This window comes from Hyalangium gracile, assembly GCF_020103725.1.
Lineage (GTDB): Bacteria > Myxococcota > Myxococcia > Myxococcales > Myxococcaceae > Hyalangium > Hyalangium gracile.
On sequence record NZ_JAHXBG010000011.1, the window covers coordinates 64,604 to 78,868 of the forward strand.

15 protein-coding genes are annotated in these 14,265 nt (G+C 70.2%); all 15 read right to left on the minus strand.

Annotation, left to right across the window (positions count from 1 at the left end; genetic code table 11):
- The 15 genes from KY572_RS22960 to KY572_RS23030 all read right to left on the minus strand — a co-directional run bounded on the left by KY572_RS22960 (window position 1) and on the right by KY572_RS23030 (window position 14,195).
- Entirely contained in the window at window positions 1-3,066 is a 3,066-nt protein-coding gene (locus KY572_RS22960) for a putative baseplate assembly protein (protein WP_224245079.1), read from the minus strand.
- Between the two features lie 6 nt (window positions 3,067-3,072).
- Window positions 3,073-3,459, minus strand: a complete 387-nt coding sequence (locus KY572_RS22965; protein ID WP_224245080.1) for a GPW/gp25 family protein — start codon at window positions 3,457-3,459, stop codon at window positions 3,073-3,075.
- Window positions 3,460-3,469: 10 nt separating this feature from the next.
- Complete coding sequence (locus KY572_RS22970; protein ID WP_224245081.1) at window positions 3,470-3,808, minus strand: hypothetical protein; 339 nt, start codon at window positions 3,806-3,808, stop codon at window positions 3,470-3,472.
- Window positions 3,808-5,550, minus strand: a complete 1,743-nt coding sequence (locus KY572_RS22975; RefSeq protein WP_224245082.1) for a VgrG-related protein — start codon at window positions 5,548-5,550, stop codon at window positions 3,808-3,810. Before KY572_RS22975 ends, KY572_RS22970 begins: the two co-directional genes overlap by 1 nt.
- A 10-nt stretch (window positions 5,551-5,560) precedes the next feature.
- The gene (locus tag KY572_RS22980; protein ID WP_224245083.1) at window positions 5,561-6,337 is read right to left on the minus strand and encodes a CIS tube protein; all 777 of its coding nucleotides are present in this window, start codon (window positions 6,335-6,337) and stop codon (window positions 5,561-5,563) included.
- On the minus strand, window positions 6,334-7,611 hold the full coding sequence (locus KY572_RS22985) for a hypothetical protein (protein WP_224245084.1): 1,278 nt from the start codon (window positions 7,609-7,611) through the stop codon (window positions 6,334-6,336). The genes KY572_RS22980 and KY572_RS22985 overlap by 4 nt, the downstream gene beginning before the upstream one ends.
- Window positions 7,612-7,638: 27 nt before the next feature.
- Complete coding sequence (locus KY572_RS22990) at window positions 7,639-8,172, minus strand: phage tail protein (RefSeq protein WP_224245085.1); 534 nt, start codon at window positions 8,170-8,172, stop codon at window positions 7,639-7,641.
- Between the two features lie 16 nt (window positions 8,173-8,188).
- Window positions 8,189-8,359: a DUF6760 family protein gene (locus KY572_RS22995; protein WP_224245086.1), complete on the minus strand. Its 171-nt coding sequence runs from the start codon at window positions 8,357-8,359 to the stop codon at window positions 8,189-8,191.
- Window positions 8,356-8,724: a phage tail assembly protein gene (locus KY572_RS23000; RefSeq protein WP_224245087.1), complete on the minus strand. Its 369-nt coding sequence runs from the start codon at window positions 8,722-8,724 to the stop codon at window positions 8,356-8,358. The genes KY572_RS22995 and KY572_RS23000 overlap by 4 nt, the downstream gene beginning before the upstream one ends.
- 7 nt (window positions 8,725-8,731) lie before the next feature.
- On the minus strand, window positions 8,732-9,172 hold the full coding sequence (locus KY572_RS23005; protein ID WP_224245088.1) for a phage tail protein: 441 nt from the start codon (window positions 9,170-9,172) through the stop codon (window positions 8,732-8,734).
- Window positions 9,173-9,203: 31 nt separating this feature from the next.
- Window positions 9,204-10,370, minus strand: a complete 1,167-nt coding sequence (locus KY572_RS23010) for a phage tail sheath family protein (RefSeq protein WP_224245089.1) — start codon at window positions 10,368-10,370, stop codon at window positions 9,204-9,206.
- 42 nt (window positions 10,371-10,412) lie between these two features.
- On the minus strand, window positions 10,413-11,552 hold the full coding sequence (locus KY572_RS23015) for a phage tail sheath family protein (RefSeq protein ID WP_224245090.1): 1,140 nt from the start codon (window positions 11,550-11,552) through the stop codon (window positions 10,413-10,415).
- Between the two features lie 40 nt (window positions 11,553-11,592).
- Window positions 11,593-12,477, minus strand: a complete 885-nt coding sequence (locus KY572_RS23020; protein ID WP_224245091.1) for a carboxypeptidase regulatory-like domain-containing protein — start codon at window positions 12,475-12,477, stop codon at window positions 11,593-11,595.
- Window positions 12,474-13,058: a DUF4255 domain-containing protein gene (locus KY572_RS23025; protein ID WP_224245298.1), complete on the minus strand. Its 585-nt coding sequence runs from the start codon at window positions 13,056-13,058 to the stop codon at window positions 12,474-12,476. Before KY572_RS23025 ends, KY572_RS23020 begins: the two co-directional genes overlap by 4 nt.
- 186 nt (window positions 13,059-13,244) lie before the next feature.
- Window positions 13,245-14,195 (minus strand): sigma-70 family RNA polymerase sigma factor, encoded by a 951-nt coding sequence (locus tag KY572_RS23030; RefSeq protein ID WP_224245092.1) that lies wholly within the window; start codon window positions 14,193-14,195, stop codon window positions 13,245-13,247.
- Window positions 14,196-14,265 lie beyond the last annotated feature (70 nt).

Below are 14,265 nucleotides of genomic sequence, written 5' to 3' on the forward strand. Positions count from 1 at the left end.
TCAGTCCTCCCGGTTCTTCAGGGTTACGGAGATGTTCTCGGCCCGCGAGTAGATGAGCACGGCCTGTGGGAGCGTCCCCTGGGGCGCGTTCACGGACACGGAGAGTGAGTCGATCCGATCCACGCCCTCCTGCTTCATGAGCAGCGCGTACAGATCCGAGCGGTGCGGCCAGCGGCCGAAGTCCCAGCCCTCGCCGGAGTCGCCTCCGTGGAGCGGGTGGAGATAGCGCGCGAGCGCCTGCTGGATCTGCTCGCGGACGGCCTCCGAGGCCTCGAGCGACTCGGGGATCACGGAGACGGTCACGTGGACCTCGGCCCAGGCCGGGCCGCACACCTCGAGCCGGGCCGCTGGCGGGCACCGGTCGCGCACGTAGGTCTCCACTCGATCCAGCAGCTCCCGGCTCGGGACGGGCTGGGGGTCGGCGCTGGAGGGGATGATCACCACCAGCACCTGCCCCTCGCGCTCCACCATGTTCCTGTCGGGAGCGATCTGATCGGCGGGCTGGAACGAGGGGGTGATGACCTGGACGCGCGCCACGTCGGGCGAGGCCTCCCGGGCCAGATCCGCGAAGTCATCCACCGTCACGGCTAGGCCCCGGTGGCGCAGGGTGCGGGAGCTGCGCTCCTTGAGGCGCTCCAGCTCCTCCAGGTCCGCGCCGCCCGAGGCGGCGTCCGGGTTGATGGCCCCGTCCACGTACGGCACCGTGCTCTTCATCTGGGTGAGGGCCCTGGCCGGCACGTTGCCGCGTGCCCCGCCTCCGGAGCGGTACCAGGCCAGGCGGATGCCGTCGCGCCCCACGGGGGGAATCCGCCCCTGCCGGCCGTTGCCGAAGCGCACCTCCCCGGTCTGGTGATCGATGACGTAGTGGCGATCCCTGGGCTGCGAGGCTCGCAGATCGGGCACGGCATGCCAGCGCACCCACACCTCGTGAGTCTCGCCCCGCTCGTCCAGCGTCGTGGTGACGGCGTCAGGGCCCTCGAGCGCCTCGAGCTCCGCCTGCTCCTGGGGCTCCGGCAGGGAGGGCTCGCGTACCTCTAGGCGGGGGCCGGGAAGCACGGGCGTCCGCGTGGCGGTGAACACCTGATCCGGCTCGCCGTTGCTCGAGCCCAGCACCTCGCGCGTGGCCGTGGTGGCATGGCTGGCCCAGACGGTGTTGGTCAGCACGCGACGCAGGCGCACGCGCTCGCGGAGGCCTCCCTTCAGCCAGCGGACGCGCAGCCAGCAGCGCACCTGGCCGAACTCTCGGCTGGCCGTGAAGTCCGCCGGGCCGATGAAGCGCAGCTGCCCGCTGCGACTGAGCGCCTGCGTCTCGTCCTCGGCTCGGAGCGCGGCCCAGCCGTTCGCACCCCGGTACTCCCACTCGAGCTGGAGCGGCTCCTCGGCCTCGGGCGGCTCCACTCCCTGGGTGAGCGCGGGCGCGAGCACCTCCTCCGGGCGAGGCAGCGCCACCTCCAGGTGGAGCAGCGTCGGGCGGTTCGCGAAGGCCTGGTCGAAACCCAGATAGAGCGACGGCCCCGGATCCGCGCTGAGGACGAAGGGCGTGACGGGGGAGCCCATCGTCACGAGCCGGGCCGTGCAGTCCTCGTAGGTGCCGTCGTTCAGCAGGAAGCACGCCTCGAGGGCGCGGCTCACCGTGGATGTGTAGCTGAGCTTCAGCGATTGGATCGAGGGCGGCTGGTAGGTGGCGGGCAACACCTTCGGCACCTGGCCGTCGGTGTAGACGACCTTCTGGTCCTCTCCGTAGTGGCCCCCCACGAGCCGCACGCGCAGCCAGCGGTTGCGTCGGCCGCCCACCTCCGTCTCGCCGAGCTGCTGGGGCAGGTTGAACTCGATCTCCTTGCCCACGTTCGTGCCGGTCGGCTGCACCGTGAAGGCCTGGCTGCGATCCACGAAGCTGGCTCCGGCGTCCGTGCTGCCGCTCTTGGTGGACTCGCCGAGCTTCTGCCAGGTGCTGCCGTTCCAGAGCTCCCAGACGAGCTTAAGCGTGTCGGGGGGCGTCGGGTTCATCGGCAGCAGGGAGGGCGTCAGCGTCAGGGAGACGGTGACCTTGCGCCCGGGCTGGGAGAACACGTCGCTGCTGGCCACGGCGAACGTGTCGTTGAAGCGGGGCCGCTCGCCCAGCGGATAGAAGTCCTTGCTGATGTCCAGCGGGGCGGTGTTGAAGAGCGCCACGTCCGGTGCCACGCCGTCGCGCTTCAGCTCGACGCTCGCGGAGACGGACGTGAGGATGGGCAGGGCCGCGGGTGTGTCTCCGCTCAGCGGTATCCGAGTCAGCTGGCCTCGGACCCAGCGGGCGGAGCGACCGTTGATCTCCCGGACGGCCGGGGCCGCCGGGAGGTTCAGCTGCCACGAGGCGCCATTCTTCTGGGGGGTGAGCGCCTGCCACGTCGCCCCATCCCAGAAGGACCAGACCATGTCCACCGTGGGCGCCGTCTGCCACTGCAGCGTCAGCCACCGCCGCTGGACGCCGAGCCTCGTGAAGAGGGAGTCGCAGGCCAGGAACAGGGAGTGCTCCACGGCGTCGTGGGCGACGAACGCCTGGAACTCCGTGGCGGTGCCGCCGGGGAGGGGCGTGCGGTCGCTGGCGCGATCGATCAGGAAGGCGGCGGGGGGAGTCGCCGAGTCCCACTCGCGCCGCCGCTCGCGGACGATGAGCGAAGTCAGCCTGGCCCGCGTCAGGACGAGCGCACGCTCCGTCGCGAAGACGATCTCCTCGCCACCGTCGGGCGCCGACGTCGCCGCCACCTGGGTGCCCGCCGGCACGCTGGCCTCGGCCTTGGCGCCCTCCGCCAGCTGGAAGGACAGCGCGGCCCGGGCGGGGCGGGGCGGCAGCCGCTGCGCGCCCAGCAGATCCAGGAACGCCAGGTGGTGCTTCTCGGGCACCTGGTTGAGGCGACCGATCACGTGGCTCATCATCCGCGCGAAGATGCGGATCAGCGCCGAGCCGGGGTCCTGCCCGTTGGGAGCGGGGCGCCAGCCCGAGTAGGTGCCAGCGAGCTCCTCGAGCTGGGCGACGAGGTCGCCGTAGGTTCGCGAGTCGAGCTTGGGCGGGGTGAGGGGGGCCATCGCGCGTCAGCTCACGTAGAAGGGGTAGACGAAGTTGAAGCGGCTGTTGGTGCTGCGCACCGCGTAGGTGATGGTGATGAGGAGCCGGCCGGGCTCTTCCTCGTCGGGCTGCACGTCCACGCCGAGCAGATCGATGCGGGGCTCCCACAGGGTCAGCGCCTGGGTCACCTCGCTGGCCACCCGGCCCATCGTCCCCGCGCCGATGTTCTCGAAGACGAGCGCGTGGATGCCGCAGCCGAAGTCCGGGCGCATCACCCGCTCGCCGGGCGCGGTGGAGAGGATGAGCCAGAGCGACTGGCGGATCTTCGCCTCCTCCTGGCTCGTCGCGACCTGTCCCGAGGCGTCGAGGCCTACCGGGAAGCTCCAGCCTGATCCAAGGAAGTCTCCAGCCATGGGCATCCTCCTATTGGGCCTTCACGCGCTGCTGCGTGGGCGCGATCTGGAGCGGGGTTCCGGTGGGGGTGCACGTCGCCTGACTGTTCTCCAGGAGCACCGCCTGTCCCATCACCTTGACCCGCTGGGTGGCGGTGGGGGGCGTGAACATGCCCGTCACGCAGGGGAAGGGCGTGGGCGAGGGCGCTGTCGGGAGCTGGTTGGTGCAGCCAGCGACGGAGTAGGGCGCGGCCGCGGCCACCACCGCCATGCCCTGCACCTTGACGCGCGGCAGCGGCGAGGTGGGCTGGGCGGTGCCACCATGGACGCACTTCACCTGCGCGCTCTGCACGAGCAGATAGCCGGGCATCACACCACCTCCAGGGCGCCATCGTTGACGGTGACCTTCGAGCCCTTGATCGACACCTCACCGGCCGGGCTCTCGAGCGCCACGGACTGTCGGGCCTTGATCGAGAGGTTGGCGCAGTCCACGGCCAGATCCCCCTGGCTCTTCAAGGTCATGTTCCCCTGGCTCTGCACGGAGATCTCCCCCTGGGCCTGGATGGTGAGGTCCTTGTCCACCTGGATGCTCATGGAGTTGTTCTTCGAGTCGATGAGGATGAGGTTCTTGCCCGTCTTGTCGCTGAGGATGACCTTCTCCTCGCCCTGGGTGTCGTCCAGGGTGAAGGTGTGGCCGCTGCGGGACTTGAGGACGCGCAGGTTGTTCTTGCCGTCGTCGTTGGGGGCTGGCGGCTTGTTCTGGCCGTTCCAGACCGAGCCGACGACGTAGGGAGCGGTGACGTCGCCGTGCTCGAACATGACGAGCACCTCGTCCTCCACCTCGGGGGGCAGGTAGAAGCCCCGCTCGCCGCCGGCCATGGGCGTGGCCACCCGGGCCCAGCCGCTCTCGAACTTCTCGTCCAGCCACGGGAGCGCGAGCTTGACGCGTCCCAGGCCGTCCGGATCCTGGGTGTTCGTCACCCGGCCGGTGACGACGCCATGGATGCGGCTGGAGCTCCCGGGGGACGCGGCCAGCTCCTCCGTCGTCTCCGGATCCTCGGTGCCTCGCGTACCGCCCTGCACGCTGAAGTTCGTGCGGTAGCCTCCCTTGCGCGAGAACGCGTGCGTGGCCGAGGTGACCTGGTAGAGGCCGCTGAAGCGCTTGCCCACGCCCTCGATGCGGACGACCTCGCCGGCCTGCACGCCAGGAGTGCCGAAGCAGCTCCCCGAGCCGGTGACGGCGCTGGAGAAGAGGCGCTCCAGCTCCGCCTGGGCGAAGGCGTCCGCCTCGGACTTCTGGCTCACGGCCTGGTGGGTGATGACGCGCACCTGACTGCCGTACAGCTTGTCGCTGCTCAGCGTCCCCACGCTCTTCCCCAGGCTGTTGGCCTTGGCCATCCCCACCACCTCCTTGGCCTGGGTCACGTCCATGCCGCGCACCTCCACCGAGCTGACGAGGGAGGCCGCGGAGATGCGGGGGGTGAACTCGAGCAGCCCCGAGTCCAGCGCGAGCGTCAGGGTGGAGGAGGCCGAGCTCTCCCGGTGCCGGAAGTGGAGCTTCTTGCCGTTGATGGACAGCTCGCAGCCGCTCTCGCGGGCCAGCAGGTGGAGGAAGGCCAGATCCGACTGGTTGTTCTGCACCACCATCGGCCGCTTGAAGGTGACGCCCTTCACCTCGGCCTTGAGCCCGTTCTCCTGGGCGATCAGCTTGGCGATGTCCGCGTGGGACTTGTCCTGGAAGGTCCGGGTCTTCTGTCCTCGCGCCATGGCGTGGCGGGCATCCAGCCCCGTCACCACCAGGCTCGGCGGCTGCCCGGCGGAGGCCGTCAGCTCCAGGTCGGTGATCTCTCCGAAGAGCAGCGAGGTGAGCGCGCCGGAGTAGCCCATCTTGATCTCCACCTTGTTGCCCACGGCGAAGAGATCGTCGTCCACCCAGGTGTGCTCGAGCCGATCCATGTCCCAGGTGAGCAGGCGCAGCGTGAAGCGGCCGGACTTGCCCAGGGTCTGCTCGACGGTGACCTCGAGCAGATCCTCGTCGGCCTCCGAGGGCAGGAGGGCGTTGTTGATGGTCACCTGCAGCGCGGGAATCGAGGACGGGTCTAGCAGGGGCATGGGTCGCCTCTCACTTGCGCAGCGGGGGGATGGTGAGGACGCGGCCGGGCTCCAGCCGGCGGGGATCCTCGATGCCGTTGGCGCGGGCGATGGCGCGCCACTGCGAGGTGTCGCTGTACTCCTCGTGGGCGATGCTGCTCAGGGTGTCTCCGCGGCGCACGATGCGCTTCTTGGCCACGTCCGCCGAGTGCAGCTCGCGCGCCCGCATCTCCTGGGCGGTGGGGACGTGCTGGAAGGTGCAGGACAGGGTGGCCCGTACCGGCGTCCCATCCGCCATGAAGTGGGTGAAGGTCTGGTTCAGGTGGGTGAGCACGCCCCGCAGCAGCAGGTACTGGCCCCACATGAGCTTGCAGAAGGGCGGCCGGTGCAGCTCGCGGTTCACCCGCGCCAGCTCCACCACCTGGTCCGTGTACTTGACGACGTCCGTTGCGCTGGGGGCCCGGGGCAGCCCCACGGGGACCAGCGCCGAGGTCAGTGCCTTGCCGAGGCCACCCAGGGCTCCGCTCGAGGGCGCTCCCTCGTAGGTGTCGAAGAAGAGATCGAGGCTCAGCGTCGCCGGCTCGCTGGTCTCGAACTCGAAGACGTGCCGCAGGCCGGCCTGCGCGAGGATGGGGGAGACCTTCCACGCGACGTTCTGCTCGTAGCGCAGCTCGCTGGGGTTGAAGAGGGCGTGGATCTCCCCCGCGTAGACGTCGGACTGCCGCGTCTCGTGGAGGATCTTCAGCTTCTGCAGGGAGCCACTGCTGAGCAGGGACGCGGCGGGAGACGAGAGGCGTTGGATGGTCATCGCGGCAGTCCTCTCCGGATCCGATCCTCCGCGAGCTGACGCATCAGCTTGCGCTGGACCTTGTCGACCAGATCATCGATGTCGATCTCCCTCCGAGTGGCGCCCTGGCTCGCTCCCTGCTCGTCACCCACGCCGCGCGCCACGGGACGCCGCGTCACGGTGGGCGATGGAGAAGGGCCCTGGAGCTGCGCTCCCGGGACGATGGGAGCAGGGCTGATGCCAGGCGACGCGCTCGGAGGTCGTGGCATGAAAGTGGGCCCCGGTGCCGAGGGGAGCGTGTGGCCTGGGCTGGCCGGAGAGCCGCCCGCGGGACTTGCCGCGTGCACCAGCGGAGCCCCCGTGCCTGTCCAGCCCGCTCCACCGCCCCCCGCCGGCTGAGGTGGCACTCGGGGCATCTGGCGCGCGGGCTCGGAGCGAGCCGCCTCGGGCCGTGCCTCCTGCGTGTGTGGGAGCGCCGGCTCGGCCCTGGGCGCGGAGGCGTGCGTTCCACCCGTCGAAGGAGACGGAGCCCCGGTGGGGGCCGCGTGCACTCTCGGGGCAGGCGAGGGACTCGGGCTCTGGAGGGGCTGGACGGTCGGAAGCGGTGCTCCTCTTCGCATGGGCTCCGGGCGGCTCGGCGTGGGGCCATCGTCCACGGGCCGCACCACGGGCCGCGAGCTGGAGGCGGAGGGGCTCGAGAGCTGGACGGACGGTGGGGGCTCGCGCTGCTGGCGCATCTCCGGCACGGCAGGGGACGCTGCTGCTGGGATGGGGGAGGGGGCGGGTGGACGAGCCGTCGGGGCTCGGGGCGCTTCTGGCGCGGGAGGAGGCGCTGTGCCGAGCTGCTGCACGAGGGGCGTGGACACCGAGGCCCGAGGCGCCTGCGGCCTCGCATCACCTTCGGCACGCGCGCCGCCCTCCGCAGGTGCCTGGGCTCGCCTGGCCTGGACGAGTGGCAGGGCCTGGGCGGGGTTGGGACGTGAGGCCCGCGGTGGGGCCTCGTGAGGTTGCGACTCTTCAGCCGACGCCGAGCCTGTCTCCTCCGCGGGCGCGGCCCACACGGCGTGCACCACGGGCACCTGGCCCTGCCGGAAACCCTCGCGGATGCCATGGCGCTGCGCCAGATAGCCCAGCAGCGGCAGGCGGCCTCCCATGGCCTCCACTCCCGCCACGATGCGCCGCGACAGCCACAGCGGCACGAGCCCCGGCTGATCCCGACGGCTCAGCAGCCGGCGGAGCAGCTTCGGGTCCAGCACCTGTTGCCAGGGGCTCTTGGGCGCGGGAGGCGGTTGCATGGGGAGTGGCTCGGCCATCGCTCCGGCTCACTTCAGGAGGTTGTAGGCGCCGTGCCCCGCGGACAGGAGCGCGCTCAGCAGGGGCCGCGAGATGCCACGGTGGATCAGCTCGACCCGCTCGATGGCCACCTGTGAGTCCTCGGCCGCGTTGAAGGCCGGCCCGGACCACTTCACCGGCAGGGCGTCCCGGAAGTCCCACCACATGACGGGGATCCGCTGCGCGTCCAGCAGCATGAGGGTGCCGCTCTTGCGCTGGATGACGCCGCGGCTCGTCTGGTCGTACCACCGCCACAGCGTGTCGATGGACGTCAGCCCGTGGGTGAGGACCAGGTTGGGGTACGACGTCCGCTTCAGCACCTTGTGCGTGTAGCCGTTGACGCCTCCCTCGGCTCGCTCCTCCACCTCGATGCTGCTCTCCAGCCCCTCCACCTGGCTGAAGCCTCCCGTCAGCAGTCCATCCAGCTCCACCAGGAAGTTGCAGCCCAGGTATGGGTCCAGCCGCTTGCCCATCGCGCCGGTGGTCAGCGCGAAGGCGGCATTCATGCCGACGGGAATCCTCATGCCGTGCTCCTCAGCTCTACCGGCCGCGCCCGGCCAGCTCGTTGATCCGCTCGTTCATGCGAGACACCTGCGCGACCCAGCGCTGGCGCTCGCGGTGGTCCAGCGCCATCACCTGTTCGTAGGGCCAGCCCAGGTAGTGGGACAGGTACGCTACCTCCTCGAACAACCTCTCCGAGGGGTAGCTCACGATTCCCCCACGGGGCTTGCCTCCACCTCGAACTCCCCCTGACAGTGCGGGCATGCCACCCGCAGCCGGGCGTGGCCGCTCTCGTTGATGCGCCGGTAGAAGTCCTGCAGGTAGAGCAGGTCCCCCGAGAGCAGGTTCTCGATCGTCTTCGGGTTGATGAACTCCAGGCTCCCCAGTCGGGTGATCACCCGGGCCAGCAGGATGATGACCAGGTAGCCGGGGTTGGACTGGACGCGCGGATCCTTGAGCGGGGCGATCTCGTCCAGCGCCGTGGACAGGCGCATGGTGCCCTCTCGGTGGACGGTGCCCGTCTCATCCCGGAAGCCGAACGGCAAGGTGAAGGGAAACTCGGTCGTGGCGGTCATGAGGCCTCTACCACTTCTGCACTTCAATGCCCTCGTGGGTCAGCTCGAGTGTCTCGATGGCGAACTCGTCCGCGACCGCGTCCAGGCCGGGGCCGGACCACTTGCTGGGCCAGGCGTTGCGCACGTTCCAGCGGATCATCTCCGCGCCCGTGTCGTCCCTCAGGATGATGGAGATGGTGCGGCGCACCGGCGTGCCCTTCATCACCCCCTCGCGCCAGTCCCACAGCGCCCGGTCATCGGTGACGCCGCGCTTGAGGGTGATGGTGGAGAACGAGAGCAGGCCGGGGATCTGTCGGTGGGCGAGCGTCGGATCCGTGCCCTCGCGGTACTTGCCGACGCCGGTGCTGCTGTCCAGGCCCGCGCACTCCTTGAAGCCCATGCGGGTGATGCCGTCGAGCTCCACGGCGAAGTTGTAGCTGCCAAAGGGATCCTTGCGCTCCATTGCCATGCGTGTGCTCCTTGAAGAGAGGTGAGGGCGGTCAGCCCGGCGTCACCACCGCCGTGCCGGTCGCGTCGTGGATGAGGTGGACGACGATGAACTCGCGGGGCGTGGCCGGCGCCAGCCCGATCTCGACGACGAGCCGCCCCTGGTCCCGGACCTCGGGCGGGTTGTTCTCGGCGTCGCACTTCACGTAGAAGGCCTCCTCCGGCGTGGCGCCCTGCAGGGCCCCCGAGCGGAAGAGCTCCTCGAGGTGCCCGCTCAGCTCGCGCCGCACCCGCACCCACAGCTGCAGATCGTTGGACTCGAACGCGGCCCACGACAGGGCGTGCACCAGCCAGCGGCGCAGGGTGAGGAACAGCCGCCGCACGTTGATGTAGCGCCAGTCCTTCTCCGCGCTCAGGGTGCGCGCGCCGAAGGCCCGGAGGCCCCGGCCGGGCAGGGCGCGCAGGCCGTTGATGCCCTGCGTGTTGAGCTCGCCGGGGCGGACCAGGGAGCGCTCCACGTCGAGCGCGCCCTCGATCAGCTCGTTGGCCGGTGCCTTGAAGACGCCAGCGCGCCGGTCGGTCCGCGCGTACGTGCCGGCCAGGTGGCCGCAGGGGGGGACGAAGGCCTGGCCCGGCCCGTCGCTCCGGGCCACCTGGATCCAGGGGTAGTACAGGGCGCCCATGCCGTGGAGCTCCGGCTCGCCCCCGAGCCAGGAGAGGATGGCGGCCTTGTGGGAGAGCAGCGGATCTCCCGTGAGCGACTCGCCCTCGTACACGCGCGCCGGCGAGTCGAGGAGGGCGAAGCAGTCCCCGCGCTCGCCGCAGAACCGCAGCAGCTGGGCCTGGGCGGCGGCGAGCTCGGCCGGGGTGGCCGCGGGGGGCAGCAGGCCTGGGCCGCAGAGCAGGTCCACCTCCTCCACGTCCTTCAGCGAGGCGAGTCCCTGCTCCAGCGTCCTGCCTTCTCCCAGCGGCACCACCCAGCACTGCTCGCCGCCGTTCTCGAAGAAGCCTCGTACCGCGCAGGCGAGGAAGAGCGGAGGCGTGCCGGTGCCCCACTTCACCTCGAGCTGGCCCGGGCGGATGAGGACCATCGGCTCGGGCAGCGGGGCGTCCGCCGTGTAGGCCAGGAAGGCGGGCACACCGGTGCGCAGGAGCTCGGGCGGAAGTCGCTCCTCGACCGGGCCGATGTGCACTCCGGGTGTTGAGTCTTGCATCGACATGCCTCGCACCTGCCGACGTGGGGATGACCGGGCGTCCGCGTGCTAGCTCGTCGGCCCCGACCACTGGCCGATGCGGAAGATGACGAACTCGGCGGGCTTGGTGATGGCGACGCCGATCTCGGTGATGACGCGGCCCACGTCCCGCTCCGCGGGCGGGTTGTTCTCGGCGTCGCACTTCACGTAGAAGGCCTCCTCCGGCGTGGCGCCGAACAGCGCCCCGGTGCTCCACACCTGGTTGAGGAAGGCCGTCGTGTTGCGGGTGATGCGCGCCCAGAGATCGTGGTTGTTGGGCTCGAAGACGGCCCACTGCAGGCCGACATCGATCGAGTCCCGCAGGTAGCAGAAGAGGCGGCGGACGTTGATGTAGCGGAAGTCCGCCTCGGTGCTGCCGGCACGGGTGCGCGCGCCCCACACCTTGATGGTGCCGTCCAGGTTCCGGATGCAGTTGATGCCCTCCGGGTTCAGGCCGTCCTGCAGGCTGGTGCTGATGGCCCACCGCAGGCCCACCGCGCCGCGCACCGCCTCGTTGGCGGGCGCCTTGTGGACTCCGCGCGAGCCGTCCACGCGGGCGTAGATGCCGGCGATGTGGCCGGAGGGGGGCATGTACGCGAGCCCCTTGGAGGCCGGATCGAAGACCTGGATCCACGGGTAGTAGCAGGCGGCGTAGCTCGACTTGCCGGGGAGGGTGTCTCCCTTCGTCGGCAGCTCGGACGGGGGCACGTCCAGGGGCCCGTCGAACAAGGCGATCCGGTCGTTCATCCTCGCGGCGTGAGAGATGAGCTTGTCCAGGGTGGCCTTGTCGGTGATGCCAGGCGCGGCCACCATGGAGATCTCTCCAATGGCCTCGAAGAGCAGGAGCGCCGCGTCCACGTCCGCCGTGGTCGCGGCGTGGGCCACGTAGCAGCGGGTGCCGCCGTTGTTGAAGAACCCGTAGACGGCGTGCGCCAGCTGGTTGTGCTCCACCACGTCGGAGAAGTCGCCGAACCGGGTCTTGAACTCCGTGAAGTTGGTGCAGAGCACCGCGCCGGTGGGAGTGACGAGGTTCGTCCCGTCCGGATTCTTCAGGGTGGCATCGTTGTAGACGCCGATGAAGCCGGCGGTACTGGTGCCGGCGCCTTCGATGGGCATCGCGCCCGAAGGCACCTGCTCCACGTAGACTCCTGGCGACTTGTAGTCGGGCATGCGTGCTCCTCCGTGTGCTCCTCAGGTTCTCGTTCCGCGCTCAGGGGGTGGTCCCCCCGCTGGGCAGCGGACGCTCCAGCAGGACATCCAGTCTCTTCACTCCACCTTGCTCCAGGCCGGCCGAGAGCTGCGCCGGCGAGAATCCTCGGGCGGACACCTGGAGCGTGCGTGTCCCCGTCTCGATGCCATGCAGCAGGAAGCGGCCCTCCGCGTCCGTGAGGGCGCTCTCCCCGCTGCCCATCACGCGCACCCGCGCCATGGCCACGGGGGCCGAGCCGTCCGCCTCATCCGCTCCGCTGATCACTCCCTCGATGGCCGTGGGCGGCAGGGCGAGGGTGGCGAGCGGGAAGGGACTGCGCTGCGAGGAGGCCTCAAGCTGCAGCGACACCGTGCCATAGCGGGTGCCGGAGCCGGGCAGTCGCGCGGCCAGCGTGTACGAGCCATCGGGCAGGTCCACGAAGCGGAAGGTGCCGTCGGCGGAGGAGCGCGTGAGCTCTGGCCGCTGGGCGCTGGAGGTGCGCTGGGAGGCCGCCAGCCACGAGCGCCATGCCTCGGGCCCGTCCGTGAGGACAATCTCGGCGCCCGCCACGGCCTTGCGTGTCCGAGCATCGATCACGCGCCCGGCGATGCTCAGGCGGTGGGTGCGTGTGGCGACTCGCACGAAGCCCGCCGTCCCGGTCCGCGCCTGCTGGGGCAGCGCTCCCGCCGAAGTGGGGGCGCTCTCATTGGCGGGAGCGCTCACGCTGGTCGCTACGCTCTTTCGAGTGCCCGGAGAGGCCGGCTCGGGGCTCGGCTCGGCCGGTGGGGCGGCCAGCGTGGCCTGAGCGCTCTTCGACGACTTCTTGGTGGTGCTCTTCGTGGACTTCTCGGTGGTGCTCTTCGTGGATCCGCTCGATGACGAGGACTTCTTGGTCTTGGTCGTCATGAGGACTGGACCTGTCTGACGACGTTGCCCAGCTCCTCGGGGGAACGGACGTCGACGCTGAGGGTCAGTACGTAATGGAGCGCGGCGCGGGGCTTGCCTTTCAGCGCGTGCCACATCTCGAAGCCGTGCTGGCGACCCGGGGGCTGCAGGGTCAAGGCGCGCACGGGTGGCTCCTGGTCCTTCAGGCTCCCCTGGAGGACCTCCGTGGGCAGGCGGCGGTAGCGCAGCAGCACCTGGAGGACGGCGCCCAGCAGCCGGTGCTCGTACAGCTCGGGGTTCTGCACCCCATCTCGCGCGCACACGGTGACCAGGTAGTGGCAGTCCACCCGGGCTGGCGCGTAGCGCTTGATGACGGAGCCGTCGTCCTGTCGCTCCAGCTGCGGCTCGAAGCTGCGCAGCTCCCGGTTCTCGGCCAGCTCGAAGAGGAACAGGTTGACCGCTGGCAGCAGCAGCGACTGCGGTGGGAATGACTCGTCCGGCGTCAGGAAGCTCACGGAGACGGGGTACTCACCGCTGACGAACTCCTCGGGGAGCTCTCGCTTGAGCAAAGTCTCGAGCGTCCTGTCCAGGTCGTGAAGAATGGCCGCACCCCGTTGTCCCCGACTGGGCCCTGCTTGCTGCCACGACGAATGCTTGAGCGCTCATGGTCCGTGCGACCGAGCGCTGTTGTCAATGTGACAGTTTGGCGGTCGAGTAGGAGGGACTCATCAGGTCGCCTCTCCGCGCAGCGAAGAGGTGACGTCGCGAGACAGGCGCGAGACCGAGCCCTAGGGGGCGAACTCCGCGGGAAGTCCGAAGCGCGGAAAGAGCGTCTGGGTGTCGAGGAAGGAGTTCACGGCGGTGATGCGGTCGTCCGACAGCTCGAGCACGATCAGCGCCCACGGCTGGTGGCTTCCCCCCGGTCCACCAGGCCGGTACTGCCCGAACGCGGGGGTGCCGCAGGCCGAGGTCGGCACCAGCCGGGACCCCCGGCAGCCCGAGCCCTTCCCCGACATCCATGCGCGGATCGACTCGTGACCGCGGAGCCACAGCGAGAAGGGTGGCATCGAGAGGGTCGCGTCCTGGTGGAGCAGCTGGGTGAGCGCGTCCAAGTCGTACCGCTCGAAGGCATGGACGTAGCGGTTGAGCAGCGTGGACTGGGTGTCGGACAGCGGCGCGCGGGGCTGGCTGAGATCGTGCGTGGCGAGCGTCGCGCGGGCCCGCTGAAGCGCGCTGTTGACGGCGGCCACCGACGTGTCGAGGCTGTCCGCGACCTCGGCGGCGGACCAGCCGAGGACCTCGGTCAGGATCAGCACCGCGCGCTGCCGGGGAGGCAGGTGCTGGAGGGCCGCCACGAACGCGAGGCGGATGCTCTGGCGCAGGATCAGCAGCTCGGACGGATCGGAGTCCGAGGGCAGGGCGTGCGCGTCGGGGATGGGCTCGATCCAGTGCGAGTGCGGCAGCTGGGTGAGCGGGTCATCGACCGAGCCGACAGGCCCCATCTCCATGGGACGTGCTCGGCGCGAGCGCTCGCTCAGCATGTCGAGGCACACCCGGGTGGCGATGCGATAGAGCCAGGTGCGCATGGACGCCCGCTCCTCGAAGCGGTCCATGCTCCTCCACGCACGCACCATCGTCTCCTGGACGGCGTCGTCAGCCTCGGCGGCCGAGCCCAGCATGCGGTAGCAGTGGCCGGTCAGCGCGGTGCGGTGTTCCTCGAGGTTGTAGTCGGTGGCCATCGCAGCCCCATGTATCAACTCCCCTACCCATTGCGAAGGGTAGGGGCGAGGGCCCCGGGACACGGCTGGC